A 25,463-nucleotide genomic window follows, 5' to 3' on the forward strand; every position below is an offset into this window, starting at 1 on the left:
GCGCCGACGTGCTCGGCGGCCTCGCCCACTCCATCGGCCGGCTGGTCGTGCGTCCACGCGGACGCACGACGGCGCCGTGTCCCCCGTCCCGGGGAGGCGGCGCCGTCCGCGTACGCGCCGGGGCCCGGCGTTCGGATCACGCGGGGCGTGCGGGGTCCGAACGCCGCTCCCCCGAGCCCTTGGAGCAAGGGCGCCGTCCGAACGGCGCGGGGATTCCCCCGGCCCCGCTCCCCGGTCCGGCGTGGTCCGAACGGGAAGGCCCTACCTGACACCCGCGGCCCGCACGATCTCCTGCCGTACCGAACCGCCCCGGTCGTCGCGCGCGGCGGCCCGCAGGGAGACGGACGCGGCGCCGCGCGGCACGGTGAGCGTGCCGCTCCAGGCGGCGGCCCCGTGCCCCGCGGTGAGCCGCACCGCCTGCCAGGTGGCGCCCTCGTCGTACGACACCTGGAGGCTGCCGCCGCCGATGGTCCCGGTGCCCGGCGCGCCCGCCACGTACTGGGCGCGCAGGCCGACCGGGACCCGGCCGCCGCCCCTGAGGTCGCCCGCGAGGTCGGTGTCGAGGTCGAAGGCGAGGTTGATCAGGGGCAGCGTGCTCCAGCGGTCGTCGGGGGCGGCCGACGAGCGGAACGTCCACTCGGCGTGCCCCCGGGTGGCGAGCTTCCAGCGGCCGGGGTCGAGCGAGGTGTCCGTGACGAGTTCGTAGGCGTGCTCGTCGGCGGGCGCGTCCCACACGTACGCGGCGGAACCGGAGCGCCGGTCCACCGGCTTGCCGTCCAGGCGGACCTCGGTGGTCTGCGTCATGCCGCTGTCGGTGCTCCACACGTCGCCGAAGCCGGTGTGGTCGGGGCCGGAGTCGCCCCAGCCGGGGGCGTTGAACCGCAGGCTGTTCCCGGCGCGTTGCTGGCCCCAGCCCAGGCCGGTGCCCAGCCACGGGTGCCAGACGGGCTCGAACCAGTCCAGCGCCGGACGCGAGCCGCCCTCGTACCGCACCAGGCCGCTGCGCTCCTCCAGGGTCCCGTCGCCGACCGTGACGGACTCGTGCCAGAGCTGGCCGGGGCCGGTGGAGACGTAGTCGGTCCGCTCGGCCGGGTAGTCGATCCGTTCCTGGAAGCCGATGCCGATCGGGAAGGCGTCGGTGACGGAGTACCGGTACTCGCCGCCCTGGGCGGGACGCGCGGCGTGGAAGGCCGTCGTGAGCTCGGCGAGTTGGCGGGGGCCGGGCCGGTAGGTCAGGTCGTGGTCGGGGACCGCTCCCGGGTGGCCCTGGGAGAGGTCGTACACGTACGGGGTGTCGCGCGTGCCCGTCATGTCGACCCGGCCGGCCGCGCGCAGCCGGGCCGCGTCCGCCGTGTCGACCGTCGCTATCTGCAGGGGGCGGTCGGCGTTGTCGTCGGTGCCCCACCAGGTGCTCAGCCGGCCGGGCACGTCGTCCGTCACGAACAGCGCCCGGGCGCCCGCCCGCTGGGCGGCCTGGGCGAGGGCGGTGGGTTCGGCGCCGTCGGTGAGCTTCGCCAGGACCGCCTTGCCGCGCACGTCCCTGCCGGTGAACTCCCCGGCGCCCACGTCGACCAGCGGCAGCCTGCTGCGGCCCTCGGTCAGGGTGCCGCCGGACTGCGCCACCGCCTCGTCGATCCCCTTGACCTCCAGGAGCGGCTTGCCGAGCCGCCACACCGTGCGGTACTCGAAGCCGCCCCGGGTGACCGGCCCGGTCGGCGCGGCGAAGACGCTGTCGTACAGGGGCGGCACCTGCACGGCGCCGAACAGGTCGGAGCCGCCCCCCTTCCGGTCGTACTCCATGAGCAGCTGCCGGGTCTCGGTGCGCCGGCCGACGTCGGCCCGGATCTCGCGCAGCCGCCGCCCGTCCAGGGTGACCTCGCGGTCCCGGTCGAGGGTGATCTCGGGGGCGGCGAGGAAGCCGAGCCCGAGGGAGTCGGCGCCGTGGCCGCCGCGCACGTCGAGGAAGGAGGTGAGGCTGTACGTGCCGGGTGCCAGCCGCAGTCGAAGGGTGCCCGAGTCGCCGACGCGGGCGGGTACCGGGTCGATCCCCTCGGCGAGTTCCTGCACCGTGAGGTCGGCGGCCGTGGCTGCGCCCGCGCGGTCCTTGACGTGGACGGTGAGCGTGTACCGCTCGTCCTCCTTGACCAGGCCGAACGCGGTGTGCGCGACCGGGGCGCCGGCCGCCGAGGCGACGATCTGTCCGCTGGTCGTGCCCACCGGGGCCCCGGTGGCGTCGCCGGTGACCGTGGTGGAGGCGGTGCCGTGGGCGGGCACGGTGAGGCGGGAGTCGGCGAGGGTGGCCACGCCGTCGGGGGCGCCCTGGACGGCGAGGTCCAGTTCGACGGCGTGGTCGGTGGAGTTGGCGTAGGCGAGGGTCCGGGTGACCGGCCGGTCCGCGCCGTACGGCCAGCGGTGGAAGCCGAGATCGGCGCTGCCGGTGGCGGTGACCGGGGCGGTCACGGCGTCCGGGACGCTCACCCGGCCGGCCCCCAGCGCGTAGGCGGGGGCGTCGAGCCGCTCGGACGTCGACATCAGCGCGTCCTTGATCCGGGCGCCGGTCCAGTCGGGGTGCTGCTGGGCGAGCAGCGCGGCCGCGCCGGCGACGTGCGGCGTCGCCATGGACGTGCCGCTCATGGAGGTGTAGTAGCCGCTGCCCTCGGTGAGCTGGGAGCGGGCGGCGAGGATGTCGACGCCGGGGGCCGCGAGGTCGGGCTTGAGGGCGTTGTCGCCGAAGCGGGGGCCGGTGCTGGTGAAGTAGGCGGCCTCGTCGCCGGAGTCGACCGCGCCGACGGTGAGGGCGGCGTCGGCGGCGCCGGGCGAGCCGATGGAGGACGGGGCGCCGGTGTTGCCCGCGGCGACCACGAAGAGCGCGCCGGTCTCAGCGGAGAGGGTGTCGACGGCCCGTGCCATGGGGTCGGTGCCGTCGCTGGGTTCGTCGGAGCCGAGGCTCATCGAGACGATCCGCGCGCGCACGTCCCGCGCGGCCCACTCCATCCCGGCGATGATCTGGGACTCGCTGCCGGTCCCCTGGTCGTCGAGCACCTTGCCGACGGCGAGCGTGGCGTCCGGGGCGACCCCCTTCTCCCGGCCGTCGGAGGCGGCGCCGCTGCCGCCGACGGTGGAGGTGACGTGGGTGCCGTGGCCGTTGCGGTCGGCGACGTCCTCGCCCTCGACGAAGCTCCTGGTCCGCGCGACCCGGCCGGCGAGGTCGGGATGGGAGGCGTCGACGCCGGTGTCGAGGACGGCGACGGTGACGCCCTTGCCGGTGAGCCCGGCCTCCCATGCCTTCGACGTCCCGATCTGCTCGTTGCTCCGGGCCATCTCGGCGGTGACGCGCGCGTCCAGCCAGACCTTGTCGACGCCGTCCGGCGAGAGGCCGCGCACGCCCTGTCCGGCGCCGTGCCGGGTGAACTCCCGCCAGAACGTGCGGTCCTTGACCGCGTCCACGGCGGCTCCGTGCACGCTGGCCAGGTCCCGGGTCCGCTCGGTGCCGGGCGGGGTCGCCGTCCGGGCGCCCTTGCCGTAGGTCACGATGAGCGGTGTCGCGCCGGTGCTCCGGTCGCCGAACCCCTGCCGCAGGAGCGCGCTGACGTCGAACAGCCGCCGGTCCAGCCGTCCCGCCCGCAGGTACGGCAGCGCCTCGTCCGGTACGACGGTGACGTCGCCGCCCGCCGCCTGGGTGCGCACGGCTCCCGTGGCGCCGGCGGGCCGGTCCACCGTGACGGTCTCCTTGCCGCCGCCGAGCTCCGTGACGGTGACCTTGTCGCCGGTGACGAGGGTGACGGTGCGGGCGCCGCCCGGGGCTCCCGGGGCGGGGGCGGCGGACCCGGTCGCGGGTGCGGGCGCCTGTCGCGCGGCGGCCTGCCCCATGGGCAGCAGGGCGATCACGAGCCCGGCCGACAGCAGGGTCGCCGCCCGTCCGCCTGGTCCTCTGCTCATCCGTGCCTCTCTTCGTCGAGTGCTACGTCGAGTGCTTCGAAGAGTGTCAGGAGACTTGTGTTGCAGGGGAGTTGACGGGAGGTGGCGGAAGGGCGCGTGGCGGTTTCCCGCCATGCGTCCGGCGTGGTGCCGGGGGCCGGTGCGGCCGTCGCGAAGGGCGCGGCCGAGGGGGGGGCGTCTCGCCGGTGGGGACGGGCCGGCCGCCGTAACGGGGCGTGCCCGCCCGGGAGTCCGCCGGCCCGTGGTGAGCGGTGACGTCCGGCCCGCCCGCGCCGCGTGCGGGAGCGAGGCCGCCGCGGGCTCCCCCGGTCACCGCCCGCCGGGTCCTCGTCCGCGCCCGTCGCGCGGCGCGGCGCGTCAGCGCGCGGACGGGGCGCGTCAGCGCGCGGACGGGGCGGGCCTTGGGCCGAACAGACCTTTATATGGCACACAGGGCTTTTTCCGAGCCATATTTAGGCGTATATACGGGTTACGAGGGACAACGCACCCGTTCAGCGGCACCCCGACCGGCCCCTTCCACCGGGCGGCCCCGATCCGCTCCGCACAGGATGCGAACAAGGCCCGCCACCCGGCGGCCGTCACGGTCCGCGCTCTCGGGAGGATCTGCCATGACCGCCAGTCTGGAGCAGTTGCGCCGCTGCCACTTCGCCGTCGACCTGGGCGCGGCCCGGACCCGGGTGTACGTCAAGGGGGCGGGGCTCGTCGTCGACCAGCCCTCGGTCGCCGCCGTGAACACCCGCACCGGCGCGCTGATAGCGGTCGGCGAGTTCGCGGAGCGGATGACCGGCCGCACCCCCGGCTACATCCGCGTGGTCCGTCCGGTCTCCGGCGGCACGGTCGTCGACATCGAGATGGCCCAGCGCATGCTGCGGCACCTGATCGGCGACCCGATGCGCCGGTCACTGCGCCGCAGGGCCCGGTTGCGGGCCGCGGCCTGCACGCCGCACGACGCCGACCCGTTGGCCCAGCGGGCCACCATCGAGACGCTGGTCGGGCTCGGCGCCCGCCGGGTGGAACTGGTCGACACGCTCATCGCCGCCGCCGTGGGCTGCGGACTGCCCGTGGAGCGGGCCGAGGCGTCCATGATCATGGTGTGCGGGGCCGCCGCGACCCAGGTGGCGGTCCTCTCCCTGGGCTCCATCGTGACCGCCGAACGCGTTCCCGTGGGCGGCGAGGCCGTCGACCACGCGATCGTGCAGCACCTGCGCCACGCCCACGAGCTGATGCTGCCCAGCCAGTCCGTACGGCCGCTCCAGCTCGCCCTGCACGGCAACGGGCTCACCGCGCACGGGCCGGCGTCCACCGAGATCCACGGACGGGACGTGGCCACCGGTCTGGCCCGCTCGGTCCTGGTCGACACGGCCGCCGTACGGGACGCCATCCAGACGCCGCTGACCGCGGTGCTCGACGGGATCGGCAAGGTGCTGCGGGGGTGCCCGCCCGACCTGGTGGCCGACCTCACCGACCGCGGGATCACCATGGTCGGCGGTTCCGCCCTGCTCCCGGGCCTGGACCAGATGGTGCGCCAGGCGACCGGCATCCCGGTGCACATCGCCGAACGCCCCGACGTGTGCGCGGTCCAGGGGCTGGGCGAGATGCTGGAGGGCAGGATCGAGCCGCTGGTGCTGGACCCGCTGGGAGCATGAGACCGCGAGCGGCCCGTCACTTCGCGCCACCGCCCGACCCGTCCGTACCGGCGACCGTCCGAAGGGCGGCGCGGCCGCGTCGGTCAGCGGGCGAGCCAGGCGCGGACCGTGGTGCCGTGCTCGCCGGCGTGCAGGCGGACGAGGTCGGCGATCAGGTTCACCATCAGCAGGCCGCGGCCGCCGCGCTGGTCACGGGTGGCGGGACGGCGCCCGGCCAGCGGGTCGTCCATGCGCCCGCGGTCGCGCACCTCGCACAGCACGTGCCCGTTCTCCGCCCACACCCGCAGCTCGCCCGAACCGCCCCCGTGCACGACGCTGTTGGTGGTCAGCTCGGCCGTCACCAGGGCCAGGTCCTCCAGCCGCGCGCCGGCCAGGCCGAGCCGCGCGCCCTCGGCGACGGCCACGTGCCGGGCCCGGGAGAGGGTCGGCGCCGTGAAACCGAGGGACAGCGCCCCCGGCACCGTCGGCAGCGGCTCGTTGTAGCGGGCGTGGACGCGCTCGGGGGCGTAGGCGGCGCTGTCCCGCGCCGCCACGGCCCCGGCGGGGATGACGAGGGGGTGGGTGGCGCGGGCGTCCAGGAGGGTCCGCTCGTCCAGGCGGGCGGCGTCGTACGGGCACAGGATGCTCACCTCGCGGCCCCGGAAGGCCGCGTTGATCAGTGCCTCGTGCTGGACGCAGGCCGGGTACTCGGCCGGTGTGCGGCCGAACCAGACGGGCTCGCCGACGATCCGCACCCGGCGGCCGGCCTGCTGGGCGTCGGCGAAGGCGCGCAGTACGCCGGGGATGATCCGGCCCGGGTTGCGCCCGGCCTCCCGCATGTCCAGCAGCCGTACCGCGCCGGCGTCCGCGCCCAGTTCCGCCTCGATCAGCCGGAGGTTCTCGCCGGGGACGGCCACCGCGACCGGCTCGCCGGACTCCAGCCCGGCGCGCACGAAGGGCACGGTGCCCGCGAGGTAGTCGTCCTCGTCCCGGTAGAACAGGGCGGGATGGACGAAGGGTTCCGCGGCGGCGGTCATGACATCGTCACCTCGATCCCCGGCAGTTCCGGCCAGAACATCTCCAGCATCCGCAGCACCCCGGACGGCGGCCGGTGCAGCACGATACGGCGGCCCGGGCCGAGCCGTCGCGCGGCGTCCGCGAGCGCGCCGACCCCGGCGACGTCGACGAAGGTCACGGCTGACAGCTCCAGGCAGTACACGTCCTCACCCTCACGCACCGCCCGGTCCAGCACCCGCTCCCAGAGCGCGCGCGTGACCAGGCTCACCTCGCCCGCCGCCCGCAGCCCGGCCCGCCGGGGCAGTGGGCACACCCTCAGCTCGGGCGCGGCGCCGGACGGCACGCCTGCCCGCTCCGTCGCTGCCCCACCGTCCGGGACGTCCACACCGCCTCCCCGCTGCGCGCCGTCGGAAGAGAACAGTACGCCGCGCCGGGTCCGGCCGTCGGCGCACCGGGGGAAACCGCGGCCCTCGCCGGGCCCCGGCCCGCGCCCGCCGGCCGCGTCACCCCCCAGGTGTACCGCGCCGGGAAGCGGGCAGGCGCAGGCCAGCAGCGCCGGGATCCCGCGGACTTCGCACGGCCCGCGGACCGCGTCGGCCGCGATCCCGGTGGCGACGGGACACGCGACGTCGCCAGTGCTGTGACCGGGAAGGTCTGCCGGGAAGCCCGTCGCGTCCGGTGCGGTGCGTCGCGAGGCATCGCCCTCGTACCGGACGTACTCGGGTGATGCGACGACGCGGCGCGAGCCGGCGGACCCTTGCGGTCGCGGCACCGGGACGCGCGAGGACTGCCGGGGACGAACTAGGCGGGGACATGACCTCAGCGGCACCACCACCTCTCACACGACGGCTGACCACTCTTGTCGACGCCCTGACCATCGACGTGATCACGTACCGGGACGGCCGGGCCGTGCTGCGCCCGTGCGGCGAGCTGGTCCACGGCTGTGCGGACACCCTGGCGAAGGCGCTGGCCGAGCTGCCGCCGGGGACGGGCCGGATCGACGTGGACATGGCCCGGGTGACGTTCATGGACACCGCGGGGCTGGAACTGCTGGACCTGCTGGAGCGGCACGGGCGCGGACATCCGGTCCGGGTGACGGCCACCGGCTGGACGGGCCAGCCGCTGCGCGTCCTGGAACTGGCCGGACTGGACACCACGGACCCCCTGCACCCGGCGCCCGGCCCGGGCGCGCCGTCGCGGCCGGCGGCCCCCGCCTCCGCGGTGGCCGCGGAGCGGGCGGAGCGGCTCCTGCGGTTGCAGCAGGAGGTCGAGCAGCTGCGGCAGGCCATCGCCTCCCGCCCGGTGATCGACCAGGCGCGCGGCGTTCTGATGGCCGCCCACTGCTGTACGCAGCAGCAGGCCTGGGACATCCTGCGGGAGGCGTCCCAGCGGTCGAACACCAAGCTCCGGACGGTGGCCGCCGCGGTCACCGCGGGCGCGCTGCCGGACGGCCCCGCGCCGCCGGAGGAGATACGCGCGGCCCTGCGCGTGGCGGTGGCCCGCGCCTTCGGCGCCCGGCGGGAGGGGTGACGCCGCGCCCCGCGAGAGCCGGTGGGCGTCTCGTGGTGTTCCGTGGTTCGCGGGGTACCCGGTGGCCGAGTGAGCAGCCCTTCCCTGTCCGCAGGAGCAGCGCGATGAGAGAACACACCCCGTCCCAGGCCGAGGGCGAACGGGACGACAACGACACCCGGCGCGTCGCCGAGGCGCCCGACACCCCCTATCCGACACCTTCCCAGGCGGAGGGCGACCGGGACGACCTGCCCGAGACGTCCGACGCCGCCGACGACCGCCGGTCCTGATCCGTGACCGGCGCCGGGGCCGCTCGGGGGGGGCGGCGGGCGTCGCCGCCCCCCGAGCGACCCGGCCGGTGCCGGACGCCGTCCGAGGAAGGGGGGCCGGCCCCCGGCCGGTCGTATGTTCCGGTCGCTCCACGGTCAGTGCCGCACCCGGGTTCGGCGGTCGCGACACGATCAGCCGCGGCCACGCGGGCCGTCTGGGGCACGCCCGTGTCGCCGTCGCCAGGACGGTGTCCGGCGGGCAGGGGGTGACGGCGGGAGGGCGGGCGTCGGCCCGAAGGGGATGCGGGCCAGGGGACGGTCCGTATGGTCCGGACGGGGGATTGAGTCGCGCCGCACGGCCCAGCTCCCCGACGGGCCCTCGCGATCATGGAACCATGGACGCCAGGAGGCCGTCGGGGCCTGCCGCGCCCGTTCCGGCCGGCCCGGCTGGTCAGAACGTTTTTTCGAGCACGACATGCGGTGGGGCGGGTGGGACTCGAACCCACGGCCGACGGATTATGAGTCCGCTGCTCTAACCGGCTGAGCTACCGCCCCGTTCGGCGCGTCACGTACACGTGTGCGCGCCGTCTGCCGCAGCATAGCCGCTCATACGATCTCCTGCTTCGTCATGGTCGGCTTCCCGCGGCCCTTCACGACCTTGAGGACTCCGCCGCGGGCCGCGCGGTTCCCCGGGTCGTGAAACCGGACATGAAAAAGGACCCCGGAGGGTCCTCGTTCACCATGCTCCCCCGACTGGACTCGAACCAGTAACCTGCCGGTTAACAGCCGGCTGCTCTGCCAATTGAGCTACGGAGGACCGAGCTCCCCCGACTGGACTCGAACCAGTAACCTGCCGGTTAACAGCCGGCTGCTCTGCCAATTGAGCTACGGAGGAATGCCTCGTTGCATCGAACGTACCTGCCTGGGTATCCGCCAGGGGGCGTGCGCTCGCTGCGACACATACATTAGCGCAAGCAGGGGGGTGCTTTGCCAATCGGTTCCCCCCGGCCCCGATCTCGAAGCAAACGAAGGGTGACCACCATGCGGTACCGGCTCGTCTTCATCGCAGGGCTCGCCGTGGGTTACGTGCTGGGCACGAAGGCGGGACGTGAGCGTTACGAACAGCTCCGGAAGTCCGCGCGCCAGGTCGCGCAGAACCCCGCGGTGCGCAACACCGCCGAGACGGCGGCGCACCAGGGCCGCCAGTTCGCGGACAAGGCGTACCACGTGGTCAGCGACAAGGTCGGCGACCGCGTGCCCGAGGCCGTGGCCCAGCGGGTGCGCTCGCTGCGCGGCCACGGCAACGGCAGCGGTCCGGACGACTGGGGCACCAGCAACACGTGACCGCGCCCTGGTTACCGGCGTCCCCGTGGTGGTCCGTGGCCCGAGCAGGCCCGGCGGTACGGCAGAATTTTCACCATGGGGATAGTCGCCGGGTTGGACAGTTCACCTGATTTCACACGCATCGTGGTCTGCGACACGGACACGGGAGCCGTGCTCCGGCAGGGCTACGCACCGCATCCGGTGGAGAGTCCAGAGGGCGGCGGACGGCCGTCCGACGTGGATCCGCAGGCCTGGCTGCTCTCGCTCGGGGAGGCCGCGGGCGGCGGGCTCCTGGAGGGCGTGCAGGCCATCGGCGTGTCGGCCCAGCAGAACGCGCTGGTCCCGTTGGACGGCCAGGGCGCCACGGTGCGGCCCGCATTGGTGGGCGGCGACCGGCGGGCCCAGGTCGCCGCGGCCGACCTGATCGACGCCCTCGGCGGCCGGGAGGCGTGGGCGCAGGCGGTCGGCTGCGTGCCGCAGGCCGCGCAGCCGGTGACGAAGCTGCGCTGGCTCGCCAAGAACGAACCCGACGCGGCCCGGCACACGGCCGTGCTGATGCAGGCGCACGACTGGCTGGTGTGGCAGCTGCTCGGGCGGCCGGTCCGGCGGACCACCGACCGCGGCGGCGCCTCCGGCACCGGGTACTGGTCCGCCGCCACCGGCACCTACCGGCCCGACATAGTGGAGCTGGCGCTGGGCCACCAGGCGGTGCTGCCCGAGGTCATCGGGCCCGCCGAGGCGGCCGGGACGACCCCGGAGGGGCTGCTGATCTCGGCCGGCACCGGGGAGACCATGGCCGCCGCCTTCGGACTCGGGCTGGGTCTGGGCGACGTGGTGGTCTCGCTGGGCGCCTCCGGTTCGGTCATGGCCGTGCACCCCGAGGCGCTGGTCGACCGGACCGGCATGATCACCTCACTCGCCGACGCCACCGGCATGCACCTGCCGGTCGTCACCACGCTGAACGCCGTACGGGCCCTGCGCGGCACCGCGGAACTGCTCGGCCTGCCCGACCTGGAGAGCCTGTCCGAGCTGGCGATGAAGTCCACCCCGGGCGCGCACGGGCTCGTGCTGCTGCCCTATCTGGAGGGCGAGCGGACCCCCAGCCTGCCGCACACCGCCGGAACGCTGGCGGGCCTGCGGCGCGAGTCGATGAAACCGGAACACCTGGCGCGGGCCGCGTTCGAGGGCATGCTGTGCGGGCTCGCGGACGCGCTGGACGTGCTGCGCGGACGGGGCGTGGAGGTGCGGCGGGTCTTCCTGCTCGGTCCGGCCGCCGAACTGCCCGCCGTGCAGGCCGCGGCGCCCGCGCTGTTCGGCGCGCAGGTCGTGGTCCCGCAGCCCGCGGACTACGCCGCGATCGGCGCCGCCCGGCAGGCCGCGTGGGCGCTCGGCGTGTCGCAGGGCGGCCTGGACCCGCGCACTCCCCCGGCCTGGCAGGGCGCGGCCGCGCAGGTCCTGGAGCCCGGTGAGGAACTGGCGGTGGGCCAGGCGGTGCGTCAGCAGTACGTGGCGGTGCGCGAGCAGACCCATCCCGGGGCGTTCCACGCGTAGCGGGGATCCGGCGGCGGTCTTCGGCACTAGGTCCATCGGCTGACACCGTGTCGGCCGGTGGACTGTCATTCGCTTAATCAGTTGAGGTAACGCGGGTGGAGTGTCCGACGATAGGGGCCAGGGGACACCGACCGCCCCCCACCGCCGACTCCGAGAGACCAGCGTGCTCATACGACTTCTGCGGACCTATCTCAGGCCCTACAGGAAACCCATAATCCTCCTGGTGCTGCTGCAGCTGCTGCAGACCTGCGCCACCCTCTACCTGCCGACGCTGAACGCCCACATCATCGACAAGGGTGTGGTCAAGGGTGACACCGGTTACATCCTGACGGCCGGCGCCGTGATGATCGGCATCTCGCTGGCGCAGGTGGTGTGCAACATCGGCGCCGTCTACTACGGCGCCAAGACCGCCTCCTCGCTTGGCCGGGACGTCCGGGCCGCCGTCTTCGACCGCGTGCAGTCCTTCTCGGCGCGCGAGGTCGGCCACTTCGGCGCGCCCTCGCTCATCACGCGTACGACCAACGACGTCCAGCAGGTGCAGATGCTGGTCCTGATGACGTTCACGCTGATGGTGTCGGCGCCCATCATGTGCGTGGGCGGTGTGGTGCTGGCGCTCGGCCTGGACGTCCCGCTGTCCGGGGTGCTGGTCGCCGTCGTGCCGGTGCTCGCCGTCTGCGTGACGCTGATCGTGCGCCGGCTGCGCCCGCTGTTCCGGTCCATGCAGACGCGCCTGGACACCGTGAACCGGGTGCTGCGCGAGCAGATCAGCGGCAACCGGGTCATCCGCGCCTTCGTCCGCGACCAGTACGAGAACGACCGCTTCCGCAAGGCCAACGGCGACCTGACCGAGATGCAGCTCGCCACCGGCCGGCTGCTGGCGCTGATGTTCCCGATGGTGATGACGGTGGTGAACCTGTCGTCCATCGCGGTGGTGTGGTTCGGCGCCCACCGCATCGACAGCGGCGGCATGCAGATCGGCGACCTGACCGCCTTCCTGGCCTATCTGATGCAGATCGTGATGTCTGTGATGATGGCCACGTTCATGTTCATGATGGTGCCGCGCGCCGAGGTGTGCGCCGAGCGCATCCAGGACGTCATGGACACCGAGTCCAGTGTCGTGGCGCCGCTCGCGCCCGTGACCGAGCTGCGCGGTCACGGCCACCTGGAGCTCCGGCAGGCCGGGTTCCGCTACCCCGGGGCGGAGGAGCCGGTGCTCAAGGCCGTCGACCTGGTGGCCCGGCCCGGCGAGGTCACCGCCGTGATCGGCTCGACCGGCAGCGGCAAGTCCACTCTGCTGGGCCTGGTGCCGCGCCTGTTCGACGCGACCGAGGGGGAGATCCTCGTCAACGGGGTGGACGTGCGGACCGTGGACCAGCGGCTGCTGGCGAGGACGGTCGGCATGGTGCCGCAGAAGCCGTACCTGTTCGCCGGCACGGTCGCCACCAACCTGCGCTACGGCAACCCGGACGCCACCGACGAGGAGCTGTGGCACGCGCTGGAGGTGGCGCAGGCCAAGGACTTCGTCACCAAGCTGGAGGGCGGCCTCGACGCGCCGATCGCGCAGGGTGGCACCAATGTCTCCGGCGGTCAGCGCCAGCGGCTGGCCATCGCCCGCACCCTGGTGCAGCGCCCGGAGATCTACCTCTTCGACGACTCCTTCTCCGCGCTCGACTACGCCACCGACGCGGCCCTGCGCGCCGCGCTGACACGGGAGACCGCCGAGGCGACCGTCGTCATCGTCGCCCAGCGGGTGGCGACCATCCGCGACGCGGACCGGATCGTCGTCCTGGACGAGGGACGGGTCGTCGGCACCGGCCGCCACCACGAGCTGATGGCGGACAACGAGACCTACCGGGAGATCGTGCTCTCCCAGCTGACGGAAGCGGAGGCTGCCTGATGGCCGGGCCCATGGGGCGGATGATGGCCGGCGGCGGCCCCGACAGCCGCTCGATGGACTTCAAGAAGTCGGGCAAGCGGCTCATCGCCCAGTTCAGGCCCGAACGGGTCACGATCTACGCACTGGTGCTGTGCGTGCTCGTCAGCGTCACCCTCAGCGTGATCGGACCCAAGATCCTCGGCAAGGCCACCGACCTGGTGTTCGCCGGGATCATCGGCCGGCAGATGCCGGCCGGGGCCACCAAGGAGCAGGTCCTCCAGGGCATGCGGCAGCGCGGGCAGGGCTCGGTCGCCGACATGCTGAAGAGCACCGACTTCACCCCGGGCAAGGGCATCGACTTCGGCGCGGTCGGCGAGGTCCTGCTGTTCGCCCTGGGCACCTTCATGGTCGCCGGCCTGCTGATGGCGGTGGCGACGCGGCTGGTGAACCGGTCGGTGAACCGGACGATGTTCCGGATGCGCGAGGACGTGCAGACCAAGCTGTCCCGGCTGCCGCTGTCCTACTTCGACAAGCGCCAGCGCGGCGAGGTGCTCTCCCGCGCCACCAACGACATCGACAACATCGGGCAGACCCTCCAGCAGTCGATGGGCCAGCTCATCAACTCGGTGCTGACCATCATCGGCGTGCTGGTGATGATGTTCTACGTCTCCTGGATCCTGGCCCTGGTCGCGCTGGTGACCGTGCCGCTGTCGTTCACCGTCGCCACCCGGGTGGGCAAGCGGAGCCAGCCGCACTTCGTGCAGCAGTGGCGCTCCACCGGCGCGCTGAACGCGCACATCGAGGAGATGTACACCGGGCACACGCTGGTGAAGGTGTTCGGGCGGCAGGAGGAGTCGGCCGCACAGTTCGCCGAGCAGAACGAGGCGCTGTACCAGGCGGGGTTCAAGGCGCAGTTCAACAGCGGCGTCATGCAGCCGCTGATGATGTTCGTGTCGAACCTGAACTACGTGCTGGTGGCGGTCGTCGGCGGTCTGCGGGTCGCCTCCGGCTCGCTGTCCATCGGTGACGTGCAGGCCTTCATACAGTACTCACGGCAGTTCTCGATGCCGCTGACCCAGGTCGCCTCGATGGCGAACCTGGTGCAGTCGGGCGTCGCCTCGGCCGAGCGGGTCTTCGAACTCCTGGACGCCGAGGAGCAGGAGGCGGACCCGGTGCCGGGCGTCCGGCCGGAGGAGCTGCGCGGCCGGGTCGCGCTGGAGCAGGTGTCGTTCCGCTACGACCCGGAGAAGCCGCTCATCGAGGACCTGTCCCTCACGGTGGAGCCGGGCCACAAGGTCGCGATCGTCGGCCCGACCGGCGCGGGCAAGACCACGCTGGTCAACCTGCTGATGCGGTTCTACGACGTCACCGGCGGCCGGATCACCCTGGACGGGGTGGACATCGCGCGGATGTCTCGGGACGAGCTGCGCTCCGGCATCGGCATGGTGTTGCAGGACACCTGGCTGTTCGGCGGCACGATCGCGGAGAACATCGCCTACGGCTCCGGCCGCGACGTCTCCCGCGGCGAGATCGAGGAGGCGGCCCGGGCCGCGCACGCCGACCGGTTCGTCCGTACCCTGCCCGACGGCTACGACACCGTGATCGACGACGAGGGCTCCGGGGTCAGCGCCGGCGAGAAGCAGCTCATCACCATCGCGCGGGCGTTCCTGTCCGACCCGGTGATCCTCGTCCTGGACGAGGCCACCAGCTCGGTCGACACCCGTACCGAGGTGCTGATACAGAAGGCGATGGCCAAGCTCCAGCACGGCAGGACGTCGTTCGTCATCGCGCACCGGCTCTCCACCATCCGGGACGCGGACACGATCCTCGTCATGGAGAACGGCTCCATCGTCGAACAGGGCGCCCACACCGAGCTGCTGGCGGCCGACGGGGCTTACGCGCGCCTGTACAAGGCGCAGTTCGCGCAGGCGGTGGCGGAGGTCGACTGACCGCCGGGCCCGCCGCGGGGACCGCCTGCCCGGGCCGGTCCGGGGCGGCCCGGGGCGGGGCTGTCAGGGCCGGGCCCTCGGCGCGGCGCCGGGCGGCGCCGCGCCGCGCGGTCAGTCCAGGTAGCCCCGCAACTGGTCGGCGAAGGCGTGGTCGCGCAGCTTGTTGAGGGTCTTGGACTCGATCTGGCGGATCCGCTCGCGGGTGACGCCGAAGATGCGGCCGATCTCCTCCAGGGTGCGGGGGCGTCCGTCCATGAGCCCGTACCGCAGCTGCACGACCTTCCGCTCCCGCTCCCCCAGCGTCGACAGCACCGCCTCCAGGTGCTCGCGCAGCAGCAGGAAGGCCGCGGACTCCACGGGCGAGGCGGCGTCGCCGTCCTCGATGAGGTCGCCGAGGGCGACGTCGTCCTCCTCGCCCACCGGTGCGTGCAGGGAGACGGGCTCCTGGGCCAGCCGCAGCACCTCGCTGACCCGCTCGGAGGGCAGTTCCAGGTGCGCGGCGACCTCGCCGGGGGTGGGCTCGTAGCCGCGTTCCTGGAGCATCCGCCGCTGCACCCGCACCACCCGGTTGATGAGTTCCACCACGTGGACGGGGACCCGGATGGTGCGGGCCTGGTCGGCCAGCGCCCGGGACATGGCCTGGCGGATCCACCAGGTGGCGTAGGTGGAGAACTTGTAGCCGCGGGCGTAGTCGAACTTCTCCACGGCCCGGATCAGCCCCAGGTTCCCCTCCTGGACGAGGTCGAGCATGGTGAGTCCGCGGCCGACGTACCGCTTCGCCACGGACACCACGAGCCGCAGGTTGGCCTCGATCAGCCGGCGCTTGGCCACCCGGCCCATGACGACGAGCCGGTCCAGGTCGCCGGCGAGCCGGCTGTCGAGGTCGGGCGTGCTGCCGAGCTTCTCCTCGGCGAACAGTCCGGCCTCCACCCGCCGGGCGAGTTCGACCTCCTCGGCAGCGGTGAGCAGCGGGATCCGCCCGATCTCCCGCAGGTACTGCCGGAACAGGTCGGCGGACGGGCCGCCGGTCTCGGTGCGCGCGGGCGCGGCGGCCGGCCCGACGGGCTCGGCCGGCTCCAGTGCCATGGGGGTCCGTGGGGGGCGGAGCTCGTCGGAGTCCTCGGGGAAGGGGGGTTCCTCCGGCTCGTCGGGGGTCTCGGTCCCGGGGTGGCGCGCGGCCCGGTCCTGCGGGGGTACGGCAGCGACGACGCCGGGCTCCGCGTCCGCGGCCGGTCCGCCGTGACCGGGGCCGGTGGTGCTGTCGGTAGGGGTGAGGGTCCGGGTCTGCACGGGGGCGACCTCCAGGATGATCGCTGCTGAGCTGTGCGGCAGCGGTACTCGGGGGGCGGATCCGGCGGCCGCGCCGCTGTCCGTCCCGTACGCGATGAGCACAGCCGCGGGGGTGTGGGACCCATGGGTGAGGGACCGGCCGCGCTCCGGGGACTCAGGCACCGGACCCAGTGTGGGGTACGACACATCGCCGCCACGAGGGGCGTGCGGTGACTTTTTGCGTCCGGTCCGTGACGGCGCGGTTACCGGGGCCGTTCTGTCGCCGGACGGGGGGACGGGCGCACCGGTCCCCTCACAGGGCCGCCGCCCCCCGCTCCCGCAGGGCCTGGTCGTACTGCTGAAGTATCCACAACTCGTTCTGGGCGGCGGCGAGTTGGGCGGGATCGCCGCCGGTGCCGAGGCGGGCCACGGTGCTGTTGAGATCGCGGATGCGACGTTCGACGGCGCGGCGGCGGACGCGGACCAGCACCTCGCCCGCGTACATCTCGTCGACCACCCGGCGCATGATCGCCTCGACGGCCAGCTCGGTGACCATCGCGCGGACCGCGTCGTCGGGAGCGGCCTCGCGGACCCGGACCAGGTACTCCTGCGGGTCCGCGGTGCCGTACTCCGCGCCGCCCGCGTCCAGGACCGCCTGGCGCACGGCCGCGTAGGACGGGGCGGTGAACTCGTCCACGCCGTAGGCGTCGAAGGCCGGTGAGACCAGTTCCGGGCGCTGCAGGGCCAGCTTCAGCAGCTCGCGTTCGGTCGCGAAGACCGGGTTGCGCAGGTTGAGGGCCGGGCCCCGGGGGGCGGACGGGGCGGGAGCGGCGTACGGCTGCTGCGGTCCCCGCTGCTGCCGGTCCGGGGCGCCGCCCCGACCGCCGCGCTCGCGCGCCCAGCGGGCCAGTTGCGCCACCCGCTTGACCACGAACTGGGTGTCGAGGATGCCGAGCAGCCCGGCGAGCTGGACCGCGACCTCGTGCTGGGCGCCGCTGTTCTTGATGCGGGCGACGACCGGCGCCGCCTCGTCCAGCGCGGCGGCCCGGCCGGCCGGGGTGTCCAGGTCGTAGCGGGCGACGATCTGGCGGAGCGCGAACTCGAACAGCGGGGTGCGTGGCTGGACCAGGTCGGCGACCGCCTCGTCGCCCTTGGCCAGGCGCAGGTCACAGGGGTCCATGCCGTCCGGGGCGACGGCGATGTAGGTCTCGGCGGCGAACTTCTGGTCGTCCTCGAAGGCCCGCAGGGCAGCCTTCTGGCCGGCCGCGTCACCGTCGAAGGTGAAGATCACCCGGGCCGAGCCGTTGTCCATCAGCAGCCGGCGGAGGATCTTGATGTGGTCGCCGCCGAAGGCCGTGCCGCAGGTCGCGATGGCGGTCGTGACACCGGCGAGGTGGCAGGCCATGACGTCGGTGTAGCCCTCGACCACGACCGCCCGGGAGACCTTCGCGATCTCCTTCTTCGCCAGGTCGATGCCGTACAGGACCTGGGACTTGCGGTAGATCGGCGTCTCGGGGGTGTTCAGGTACTTCGGTCCGGTGTCCGCCTCGTGGAGCTTGCGGGCGCCGAAGCCGACCACCTCCCCGCCGATGTCGCGGATCGGCCACATCAGCCGCCCGCGGAAGCGGTCGATGGGGCCGCGGCGGCCCTCCTGGGCGAGCCCGGAGAGGACCAGCTCCTTGTCGGTGAAGCCCTTGCCGCGCAGGAAGCGGGTGAGGTGGTCCCAGCCCTGGGGGCTGTAGCCGACGCCGAAGTGGAGCGCGGCGCCCTGGTCGAAGCCGCGCTCGGCGAGGAAGACGCGGCCGGCCTCCGCCTCGGCGGAGGACGCGAGCTGCTCGGCGTACCACTCGGCGGCCAGCTTGTGCGCCTCCACCAGGCGGATGCGCTCGCCGCGCTGGTGGGCGGGGTTGTACCCGCCCTCCTCGTAGCGCAGGGTGATGCCGGCCTGGGCGGCCAGGCGCTCGACCGCCTCCGAGAAGGTGAGGTGGTCGATCTTCATCACGAACGTGATGGTGTCGCCGCCCTCCTGGCAGCCGAAGCAGTGGAAGAGTCCCTTGCTCGGGCTGACCTGGAAGGACGGCGACTTCTCGTCGTGGAACGGGCACAGCCCCTTGAGGTTGCCGCCGCCCGCGTTCCGCAGCTGGAGGTACTCGGACACCACGGCGTCGATCGGGACCGCGTCCCGTACCGCCTTCACGTCCTCGTCGTTGATCCGTCCTGCCACGAGTGAATTCTACGGGGACGGCCGGACACTCCCGAGCCGCCCGCCCCCGTCGGCGGGGGCCCGAGGGGGCCCGGGGGAGACACGGCCGGGGGCCGCCGTCCGGCTAGGAGGCCAGGGCGTCCAGCGGCACGTGCGGGTCCGCCAGCGCCTCCGTGTCCACCCGTGCCCTGGTCCGGATCAGGTGCTGGATCGGGTCCGTGACGTCCCACACGTTGACGTTCATCCCGGCCAGCACCCGGCCCTCCTTCACCCAGAACGCGATGAACTCGCGCTTGCCGGCGTCCCCGCGGATCACCACCTGGTCGTACGACCCAGGCGGCGCCCAGCCGCTGTACTCCATGCCCAGGTCGTACTGGTCGGAGAAGAAGTAGGGCACGCGGTCGTAGGCGACGTCGGCGCCGAGCATCGCGCGGGCCGCCGCCGGGCCGCCGTTGAGGGCGTTGGCCCAGTGCTCGACCCGCAGCCGGGTGTCGAACAGTCCGTGCGGGAAGGCGGCCACGTCGCCGACGGCGTAGATGTCGGGGTCGGAGGTGCGCAGCCGTTCGTCGACCGCGATGCCGCCGCCGTGCTCCCGGCCGGTCAGCTCCAGGCCCGCCGCCTCCGCGAGGGCGACGCGCGGCGCCGCGCCGATCGCGGCGAGCACGTCGTGGCAGGGGTGTTCCTCGCCGTCGTCGGTGCGGGCGGCCAGCACCACGCCGTCCTGGCCGACGATCTCGGTCAGCCGGGCGCCGAAGTGGAAGCGGACGCCGTGCTCGCGGTGCAGTTCGGCGAAGAGCTGGCCCAGCTCGGGGCCGAGCACGTGGTGCAGCGGGGTGGCGGACGGCTCGACGACGGTGACCTCAGCGCCGTACTCGCGGGCCGCCGCCGCGACCTCCAGCCCGATCCAGCCGGCGCCCGCGATCACCAGGTGGCCGTTGGCCCGCCCGAGGTGGGCCAGGACGCCCTTGAGCCGTTCGGCGTGCGCGAGGCGGCGCAGGTGGTGGACGCCCGCCAGGTCGGTGCCGGGGATGTCCAGGCGGCGCGGTTCGGCGCCGGTGGCGAGCAGCAGCTTGTCGTAGCGGACGTGGGTGCCGTCGTCGCCGTAGTGGACGGTCTTCGCCGCGCGGTCGATGGCGTCGACGGTCTGGCCGAGGTGCAGTTCGATGTCGTTGCTCGCGTACCACGCCGGTTCGTGCACGAAGACGGAGTCGCGTTCCTCCTTGCCCAGGAGGTAGCCCTTGGACAGCGGCGGCCGTTCGTAGGGGTGGTCCCGCTCGTCGCAGATGAGGATGACGCGGCCGCTGAAGCCCTCCGCGCGAAGCGTCTCGGCCGCTTTCGCGCCGGCCAGGCCTCCTCCGACGATGACGAATGTCTGATCCGCGTCGACCACTTGATGCCTCCTGCCGGGGTCTGGGGGTGTCCCCCAGAGAACACTGTGGGTGCCGCCACCTGCGAGCGTCCCGCACAGAGCGTGGTGCGGGAAGAGGGAGTGGCCCGATCAGGCCACGGAGGGTCACCTCGGGCCTCTCTGTCACGGTGACGGGAGTCACCTGGGTCCCACGGGTATCACGGGTGTCGGTAAACGCGCTGTCAAGCTCACATGTGCCCCGTGCGACGCGCGTGAAGCGAACGGGCGCTGGCGTCGGTGAGGGAGGCGATCTGGTCGACGATCACGCGCTTGCGGGCGCGGTCGTCCGCCGCCTGCTCGTACAGGGCGCGGAACTGCGGTTCCAGCCCCTCGGGCGCGCGTGCGGTGAGCGCCTCGGCCAGTTCGGCGACCACGATCCGCTGGTCGGCGCGGAGCCGCTCCTGCTCGGCGCGCTGCATGACGTACCGGTCGGCCACGGCCTTGAGGACGGCGCACTCCATTCGGGTGCTCGCGGGGACGACGAGCTCGGCGCCGTACCGGGTCAGGCGCCCGTCGCCGTACGTCTGCCTGGTCGCGCCCTCGGCGGCCAGGCAGAAGCGGCCGATGAGCTGGCTGGTGGCGTCCTTCAGCCGCGCCTGGGCGATGGCCGAGCCGTCGTAGCCGTGCGGCCACCACTCCTGTTCCAGGAGACGGTCCAGTGCCTCGGCCAGCTCCTCGGGGTCGGTGCCGGCCGGGACGTACCGCCCGGCGGCGACCGCGAACACCGCCTGCCGTTCGGAGGCGGAGCGCAGGCGGGCCGGGTCGATGTGGCCGGCGTGCAGGCCGTCCTCCAGGTCGTGCACCGAGTAGGCCACGTCGTCCGCCCAGTCCATGACCTGGGCCTCGAAGCACGTGCGCGTGCCCGGCGCGTCCTTGCGCAGCCAGTCGAAGACGGGCCGGTCGTCCTCGTAGACACCGAACTTGGGGGAGGCCGGGTCGGTGGGGTGGGCGCCGCGCGGCCAGGGGTACTTGGTGGCGGCGTCGAGGGCGGCGCGGGTGAGGTTGAGGCCCACGCTGACGAGGGTGCCGGGGTCGCCGGAGACGGGATCGGGCACGAACCGCTTGGGTTCTATGCGGGTGAGCAGGCGCAGCGACTGGGCGTTGCCCTCGAAGCCGCCGCAGTCCTCCGCGAACTCGTTCAGCGCCTGCTCGCCGTTGTGCCCGAAGGGCGGGTGGCCGAGGTCGTGGGAGAGGCAGGCCGCCTCCACCAGATCGGGGTCGCAGCCCAGCGCCGCGCCCAGCTCGCGGCCGACCTGGGCGCATTCGAGGGAGTGGGTGAGCCGGGTGCGCGGGCTGGCGTCCCAGGCCGGGCTTCGGGTGCCCGGCGTGACCACCTGGGTCTTGCCGGCCAGGCGTCGCAGCGCCGCCGAGTGCAGCACGCGCGCGCGGTCGCGCTGGAACGCCGTGCGTCCCGGCCGCTTGTCCGGCTCGGCGGCCCACCGCTCGACGGCCGACGTCTCGTAACCGGCGGCCGGCAGGTGGTTCTCGTACGGCCCGGCCGCCCCGGGGGCGATCCCTTCGATCCCTTCCATTCCTCGACAGTAAGGGCAGGTGCCGACATCGGGGCGCCGGCGTCCGTGTCCCGGCCCGCGCCGCGCCGTTCCTCCGCCGGCGGCTCCCCTCCGCCGCGTTGCCGCCGCCCGCGCCGGCCGTCCCCGGACGCCTGCCGCCCGGGGCCGGTTCACGCCGGTGCGAGGGCCCGTCGGCGGTGGGCGCGCGACGGGTGCGGCTGCCGGGTCGTGAGCGCCTGTTCGTAACGGTGCAGAACCAGCCGGGCCATCGCCGGGTGGTCGCCGAGCGGGGCGGCGGCGATGCCGGGGGCGGCCTCGGCGCACTGGGTGGCGAAGCGTCCGGGGGCGGTGAAGCAGGAGGCCACGGCGGTGCGGTGGCGACCGCGGGCGGCCAGGGCGCGCAGGGCGTCCGGGACGGTGGGCGCGGCGGCCGAGGCGTAGGCGGGGACGACGGGCACGCCGATGCGCTCGGCCAGCAGCCGGGCGGTGCGGCGGGTGTCGGCGGCGGAGTCGGGGTCGCGGGAGCCGGCGGCGGCGAGCACCACCGCGCTGGCGCGGCGCGTCGCCCGGTCCGCGGGCGTCCGCCAGCCCGCCTCGGCCAGCCGGGCGTACAGGGTCTCCACGAGCAGCGGGTGCGGGCCGAGCGGTGCGGCCACCCGCGTGCGGGCCGGCGCGGCCGCCGCCGCCCCGGGGATGTCGTGCTTGACGTGGTGTCCGGGGCTGAGCAGCAGCGGCACGAGCACGGCCTCGGCGTCCCCGAGCCGGGCCAGGGCGCCGGGGAGCAGCGGCTCGTTCAGTTCGATGTGCCCGAGGTGCACCGGCAGCCGGGGGCGCAGTTCGCGCACGCGCTCCATCAGGGCCTCGACGGCGATCCGCGCACGCGGGTCGCGGCTGCCGTGCGCCACGAGGACGAGGGCGGGCGGGTCGTGCGGGGTGCGCGGCGTCATGGAACGATCCTCGCCGCTCCGGGTTGCCCCGCCGTTGCGCGGCGGTGACGGGAGTTTTCCGGGGCTTCACGCGGCGGCGCGGGGCGGTGTGAGGCGGCCGTGCGGTTCGGCGCCGGGCGCGCGCCGACCGTGGGTGCGCGGGGTCGTGCGCGTGCGGGCCGTGCGCCGGCTGTCGCCGGGGCGGCGCGCACGGCGCGAACCGGTGCGCCCCGGGTGGCGTCCTTGCCGGTCGAGGCCCGTCCGGGCCGCTCGAGGAGGGAACCGACCCATGGACCGACCGACGCGCCGACCGACGCGCCGACCGACGCGGCTGCGACCGCGGCTGCCCCGTACCCGTGCCGGCCGGCGGCGGCTGGTCCAGGCCGTGATGGCGGTGTGCGTGCTGGCACTGGCCCCCGCGACCTGGGTGTACGGCGTCACCGGGGACCGCCTGCGCACCACGGCGGACGCGCCGCGCACCGAGGTCGCCGTCGTCTTCGGCGCGGGCCTGTGGGACGGCGAGCCGTCGCCGTACCTGGCGCACCGCCTGGACGCGGCGGCGAAGCTGTACCACGAGGGCCGGATCAAGGTTGTCCTGGTCACCGGCGACAACAGCCGTGCGGACTACGACGAGCCGGACGCCATGCGCGCGTACCTGACCGGGCACGGCGTGCCCGGCTCCCGGATCGTCACCGACTACGCCGGATTCGACACCTGGGACTCCTGCGTGCGGGCGAAGAGGATCTTCGGCGTGGACCGGGCGGTCCTGGTGAGCCAGGGCTTCCACATCCGGCGGGCGGTGGCCCTGTGCCAGGCGGCGGGCATCGACTCCTACGGGGTCGGCGTGGACGCCGTGCACGACGCCACCTGGTACTACGGCGGCGCCCGTGAGGTGTTCGCGGCCGGCAAGGCGGTGCTGGACGCGGTGTTCCGGCCCGATCCGAGGTTCCTCGGCCCGAAGGAGCCCGGGGTCGCCCGGGCGCTGGCCGACGCGCGGTGACCCGGCCCGCGCCGGAGCGCATCGCGGCGGGCGCGGGCGGGGCGTCCGGCGCGGGCCGTGCGGAACCCTCACCGGCCCGGCGCCCGGCCGACCGGTGGCGGCCGGAGCGGGCGGTGGCGGCCGGTGGCGGCCGACCGGGCGCCGGAGGCGCCGGGAACTACTACAGAAACGATTCTCTTCTCCGGCACATCGGCACGCGGGTGCTATGGACACGACATGTCATGGCCACTTAAATCTGGTCCACCGTCAGCGCCATCCCCACCGCGCCCGAGGGCGCCCGCGCTCAAGGAGACCGATGAGTCGGACACGGCACATCCGAGGCAACCGTCTCGCCACGGCCGGCCTGGCCGCCACCGCCGCCACCCTGCTGGCCACCGCACTCTCCCCCGTCGCGCACGCGGAGGGCAGACCCACCAGGGCCACCGCGGTCCAGCACGCCGCCTCGGCGCTCGTGGACCACGCCACGGCCCTGGGACTCACCTCCGCCGAGAACACCGCCGTCCGGGACGTGGTCATCGACCCCGACGGCACGCAGCACGTCCGTTACGACCGCACGTACCACGAACTTCCCGTGCTGGGCGGCGACTTCGTCGTCCACCTGGCCGCCGACGGCACCTACCGCGGCGCGAGCCGGGCCACGAAGGGCACGGTGTCGCTGCCGAGCACCACGCCGCGGCTGTCCGCCCCGAAGGCCGCCGACCTCGCGGTGAACGCGCTGCGCGCGGCGAACCCCGGCGCGCACCTGAGGCAGGCGAAGGCCAAGCCCGAACTGGTCGTCGACGCCCTGCACGGCGTACCGCGCCTGGCCTGGCGCACCAACGCGGCCGGCCTGGACTCACTGGGCAACCCGGTGGCCCGTACGGTGCTGACCGACGCGCGCACCGGTGCGCGGATCGACGCGTGGGACAGCATCGAGACGGCGACGGGCGACGGCGCGTCGCTGTACAGCGGCACGGTCGGACTGGAGACCACCCAGTCGGGATCGGCGTACCAGCTGAAGGACCCGACGCGCGGCAACACCTACACCGGCGACGCGGCGAACAAGACCGACCTGTGCATCCTCGGCATCTGCTTCAGCCGCGCCCCCGCGACCCTGTTCACCGACGCCGACAACCACTGGGGCACGGGGACGACGGCGGACCGCTCGACGGCGGCGGTGGACGCGCAGTACGGCACCGACGAGACCTGGGACTACTACAAGAACGTCCACGGCCGCAACGGCATAGCGGGCGACGGCAAGGGCTCGTACAACCGCGTCCACTACGGCAGCAACTACAACAACGCCTTCTGGGACGACAGTTGCTTCTGCATGACGTACGGCGACGGCGACGGCACGACGTTCGGCCCGCTGGTGGCGCTGGACGTGGCCGGCCACGAGATGACGCACGGCGTGACCTCGAAGTCGGCGGCCCTGACGTACTCGGGCGAGTCCGGCGGCCTGAACGAGGCCACCTCGGACATCCTGGGCACGATGGTGGAGTGGTACGCCGCCAACCCCGCCGACCCCGGTGACTACCTGATCGGCGAGAAGATCGTCCGCTCCGGCTTCGGCGGGACGGCCCTGCGGTACATGGACAAGCCCTCCAAGGACGGCAACTCGGCGGACTGCTGGAGCAGTTCGGTCGGCAACCTGGACGTCCACTACTCCTCGGGCGTCGCCAACCACTTCGCGTACCTGCTCGCCGAGGGCAGCGGCGCCAAGACCGTGGGCGGCGTCGCCTACAACTCCCCCACCTGCAACAACTCCACGGTGGCGGGCATCGGCCACGACAAGGTCGGCAAGATCTGGTACCGCGCCCTGACGGTCTACATGACGTCCTCGACGAACTACGCGGGCGCCCGGACGGCCACCCTCAACGCCGCCAAGGACCTCTACGGCTCCGGCAGCACGGAGTACAACGCGGTGGCGGCGGCCTGGAGCGCGGTCAACGTGAACTGAGCGCCGGGACCGCACGGGACGGCCCCCCGCGCCCACGCGGCCGGGGGCGGCCGTCCCTCACCCGAGGCGGTCGGCGGGGTTCCCCGGCGGACGCCGGGGGCCGCCGGGGCCGGCCGGCGCATTCCCGTCCCCCCGTGACGGGGATGCGC

At 73.9% G+C, this 25,463-nt stretch carries 17 protein-coding genes and 3 tRNA genes; 9 read left to right on the forward strand and 11 right to left on the reverse strand.

Features of this window, described 5'->3' with window-relative positions:
• Positions 1-261 precede the first annotated feature (261 nt).
• Positions 262-3,939, reverse strand: a complete 3,678-nt coding sequence (locus ACF061_RS02995; protein WP_392265013.1) for a S8 family serine peptidase — start codon at positions 3,937-3,939, stop codon at positions 262-264.
• Between the two features lie 608 nt (positions 3,940-4,547).
• On the opposite strand from ACF061_RS02995, the gene ACF061_RS03000 reads away from it, so the two are divergent.
• Entirely contained in the window at positions 4,548-5,585 is a 1,038-nt protein-coding gene (locus ACF061_RS03000) for a rod shape-determining protein (protein WP_392265014.1), read from the forward strand.
• A gap of 83 nt (positions 5,586-5,668) precedes the next feature.
• Here ACF061_RS03000 and ACF061_RS03005 read toward each other — a convergent pair whose 3' ends face one another.
• Both ACF061_RS03005 and ACF061_RS03010 read right to left on the reverse strand, forming a co-directional pair.
• A complete protein-coding gene (locus tag ACF061_RS03005; protein ID WP_392265015.1) occupies positions 5,669-6,601 on the reverse strand; it encodes an anti-sigma factor RsbA family regulatory protein in 933 nt (310 codons plus the stop codon).
• Positions 6,598-6,924, reverse strand: coding sequence for an STAS domain-containing protein (locus ACF061_RS03010; protein WP_392265016.1), 327 nt, complete (start codon positions 6,922-6,924; stop codon positions 6,598-6,600). Before ACF061_RS03010 ends, ACF061_RS03005 begins: the two co-directional genes overlap by 4 nt.
• A 470-nt stretch (positions 6,925-7,394) precedes the next feature.
• Between ACF061_RS03010 and ACF061_RS03015 the strand changes: the two genes are divergently transcribed.
• On the forward strand, positions 7,395-8,111 hold the full coding sequence (locus ACF061_RS03015) for an ANTAR domain-containing protein (protein WP_392265017.1): 717 nt from the start codon (positions 7,395-7,397) through the stop codon (positions 8,109-8,111).
• 104 nt (positions 8,112-8,215) lie between these two features.
• Positions 8,216-8,380 carry a hypothetical protein gene (locus ACF061_RS03020; RefSeq protein ID WP_392265018.1) on the forward strand — a complete coding sequence of 55 codons (165 nt, stop codon included), beginning with the start codon at positions 8,216-8,218 and terminating at the stop codon, positions 8,378-8,380.
• A gap of 460 nt (positions 8,381-8,840) precedes the next feature.
• On the opposite strand, the gene ACF061_RS03025 is transcribed toward ACF061_RS03020, so the two are convergent.
• The 3 genes from ACF061_RS03025 to ACF061_RS03035 all read right to left on the reverse strand — a co-directional run bounded on the left by ACF061_RS03025 (position 8,841) and on the right by ACF061_RS03035 (position 9,254).
• A tRNA-Ile gene (locus ACF061_RS03025) sits at positions 8,841-8,914 on the reverse strand.
• Between the two features lie 189 nt (positions 8,915-9,103).
• Positions 9,104-9,176: transfer RNA gene (locus ACF061_RS03030), tRNA-Asn, on the reverse strand.
• Between the two features lie 5 nt (positions 9,177-9,181).
• Positions 9,182-9,254, reverse strand: a tRNA-Asn gene (locus ACF061_RS03035).
• A 146-nt stretch (positions 9,255-9,400) separates the two neighbouring features.
• Here ACF061_RS03035 and ACF061_RS03040 point away from each other — a divergent pair.
• From ACF061_RS03040 to ACF061_RS03055, 4 genes are all read left to right on the forward strand, one after another.
• Positions 9,401-9,703 (forward strand): YtxH domain-containing protein, encoded by a 303-nt coding sequence (locus ACF061_RS03040; RefSeq protein WP_392265385.1) that lies wholly within the window; start codon positions 9,401-9,403, stop codon positions 9,701-9,703.
• A gap of 75 nt (positions 9,704-9,778) precedes the next feature.
• The gene (locus tag ACF061_RS03045) at positions 9,779-11,233 is read left to right on the forward strand and encodes an FGGY family carbohydrate kinase (RefSeq protein WP_392265019.1); all 1,455 of its coding nucleotides are present in this window, start codon (positions 9,779-9,781) and stop codon (positions 11,231-11,233) included.
• Positions 11,234-11,396: 163 nt separating this feature from the next.
• On the forward strand, positions 11,397-13,130 hold the full coding sequence (locus ACF061_RS03050; protein WP_392265020.1) for an ABC transporter ATP-binding protein: 1,734 nt from the start codon (positions 11,397-11,399) through the stop codon (positions 13,128-13,130).
• Positions 13,130-15,058: an ABC transporter ATP-binding protein gene (locus tag ACF061_RS03055; protein ID WP_392265021.1), complete on the forward strand. Its 1,929-nt coding sequence runs from the start codon at positions 13,130-13,132 to the stop codon at positions 15,056-15,058. The genes ACF061_RS03050 and ACF061_RS03055 overlap by 1 nt, the downstream gene beginning before the upstream one ends.
• A 111-nt stretch (positions 15,059-15,169) precedes the next feature.
• On the opposite strand, the gene ACF061_RS03060 is transcribed toward ACF061_RS03055, so the two are convergent.
• From ACF061_RS03060 to ACF061_RS03080, 5 genes are all read right to left on the reverse strand, one after another.
• The gene (locus tag ACF061_RS03060; protein WP_392265022.1) at positions 15,170-16,510 is read right to left on the reverse strand and encodes a sigma-70 family RNA polymerase sigma factor; all 1,341 of its coding nucleotides are present in this window, start codon (positions 16,508-16,510) and stop codon (positions 15,170-15,172) included.
• Positions 16,511-16,640: 130 nt separating this feature from the next.
• Positions 16,641-18,551 (reverse strand): DNA primase, encoded by a 1,911-nt coding sequence (gene dnaG, locus ACF061_RS03065; protein WP_392265023.1) that lies wholly within the window; start codon positions 18,549-18,551, stop codon positions 16,641-16,643.
• Between the two features lie 103 nt (positions 18,552-18,654).
• On the reverse strand, positions 18,655-19,920 hold the full coding sequence (locus tag ACF061_RS03070) for an NAD(P)/FAD-dependent oxidoreductase (protein ID WP_392265024.1): 1,266 nt from the start codon (positions 19,918-19,920) through the stop codon (positions 18,655-18,657).
• 206 nt (positions 19,921-20,126) lie between these two features.
• Positions 20,127-21,470 carry a deoxyguanosinetriphosphate triphosphohydrolase gene (locus ACF061_RS03075; RefSeq protein ID WP_392265025.1) on the reverse strand — a complete coding sequence of 448 codons (1,344 nt, stop codon included), beginning with the start codon at positions 21,468-21,470 and terminating at the stop codon, positions 20,127-20,129.
• Between the two features lie 149 nt (positions 21,471-21,619).
• Positions 21,620-22,396: a sirohydrochlorin chelatase gene (locus ACF061_RS03080; RefSeq protein WP_392265026.1), complete on the reverse strand. Its 777-nt coding sequence runs from the start codon at positions 22,394-22,396 to the stop codon at positions 21,620-21,622.
• A gap of 268 nt (positions 22,397-22,664) precedes the next feature.
• On the opposite strand from ACF061_RS03080, the gene ACF061_RS03085 reads away from it, so the two are divergent.
• Together ACF061_RS03085 and ACF061_RS03090 are read left to right on the forward strand one after the other, a co-directional pair.
• On the forward strand, positions 22,665-23,375 hold the full coding sequence (locus ACF061_RS03085) for a vancomycin high temperature exclusion protein (RefSeq protein ID WP_392265027.1): 711 nt from the start codon (positions 22,665-22,667) through the stop codon (positions 23,373-23,375).
• Between the two features lie 295 nt (positions 23,376-23,670).
• Positions 23,671-25,314, forward strand: a complete 1,644-nt coding sequence (locus ACF061_RS03090) for a M4 family metallopeptidase (RefSeq protein WP_392265028.1) — start codon at positions 23,671-23,673, stop codon at positions 25,312-25,314.
• Positions 25,315-25,463: the final 149 nt, after the last annotated feature.

It is taken from the genome of Streptomyces sp. NPDC015220, from assembly GCF_043079345.1.
GTDB lineage: Bacteria > Actinomycetota > Actinomycetes > Streptomycetales > Streptomycetaceae > Streptomyces.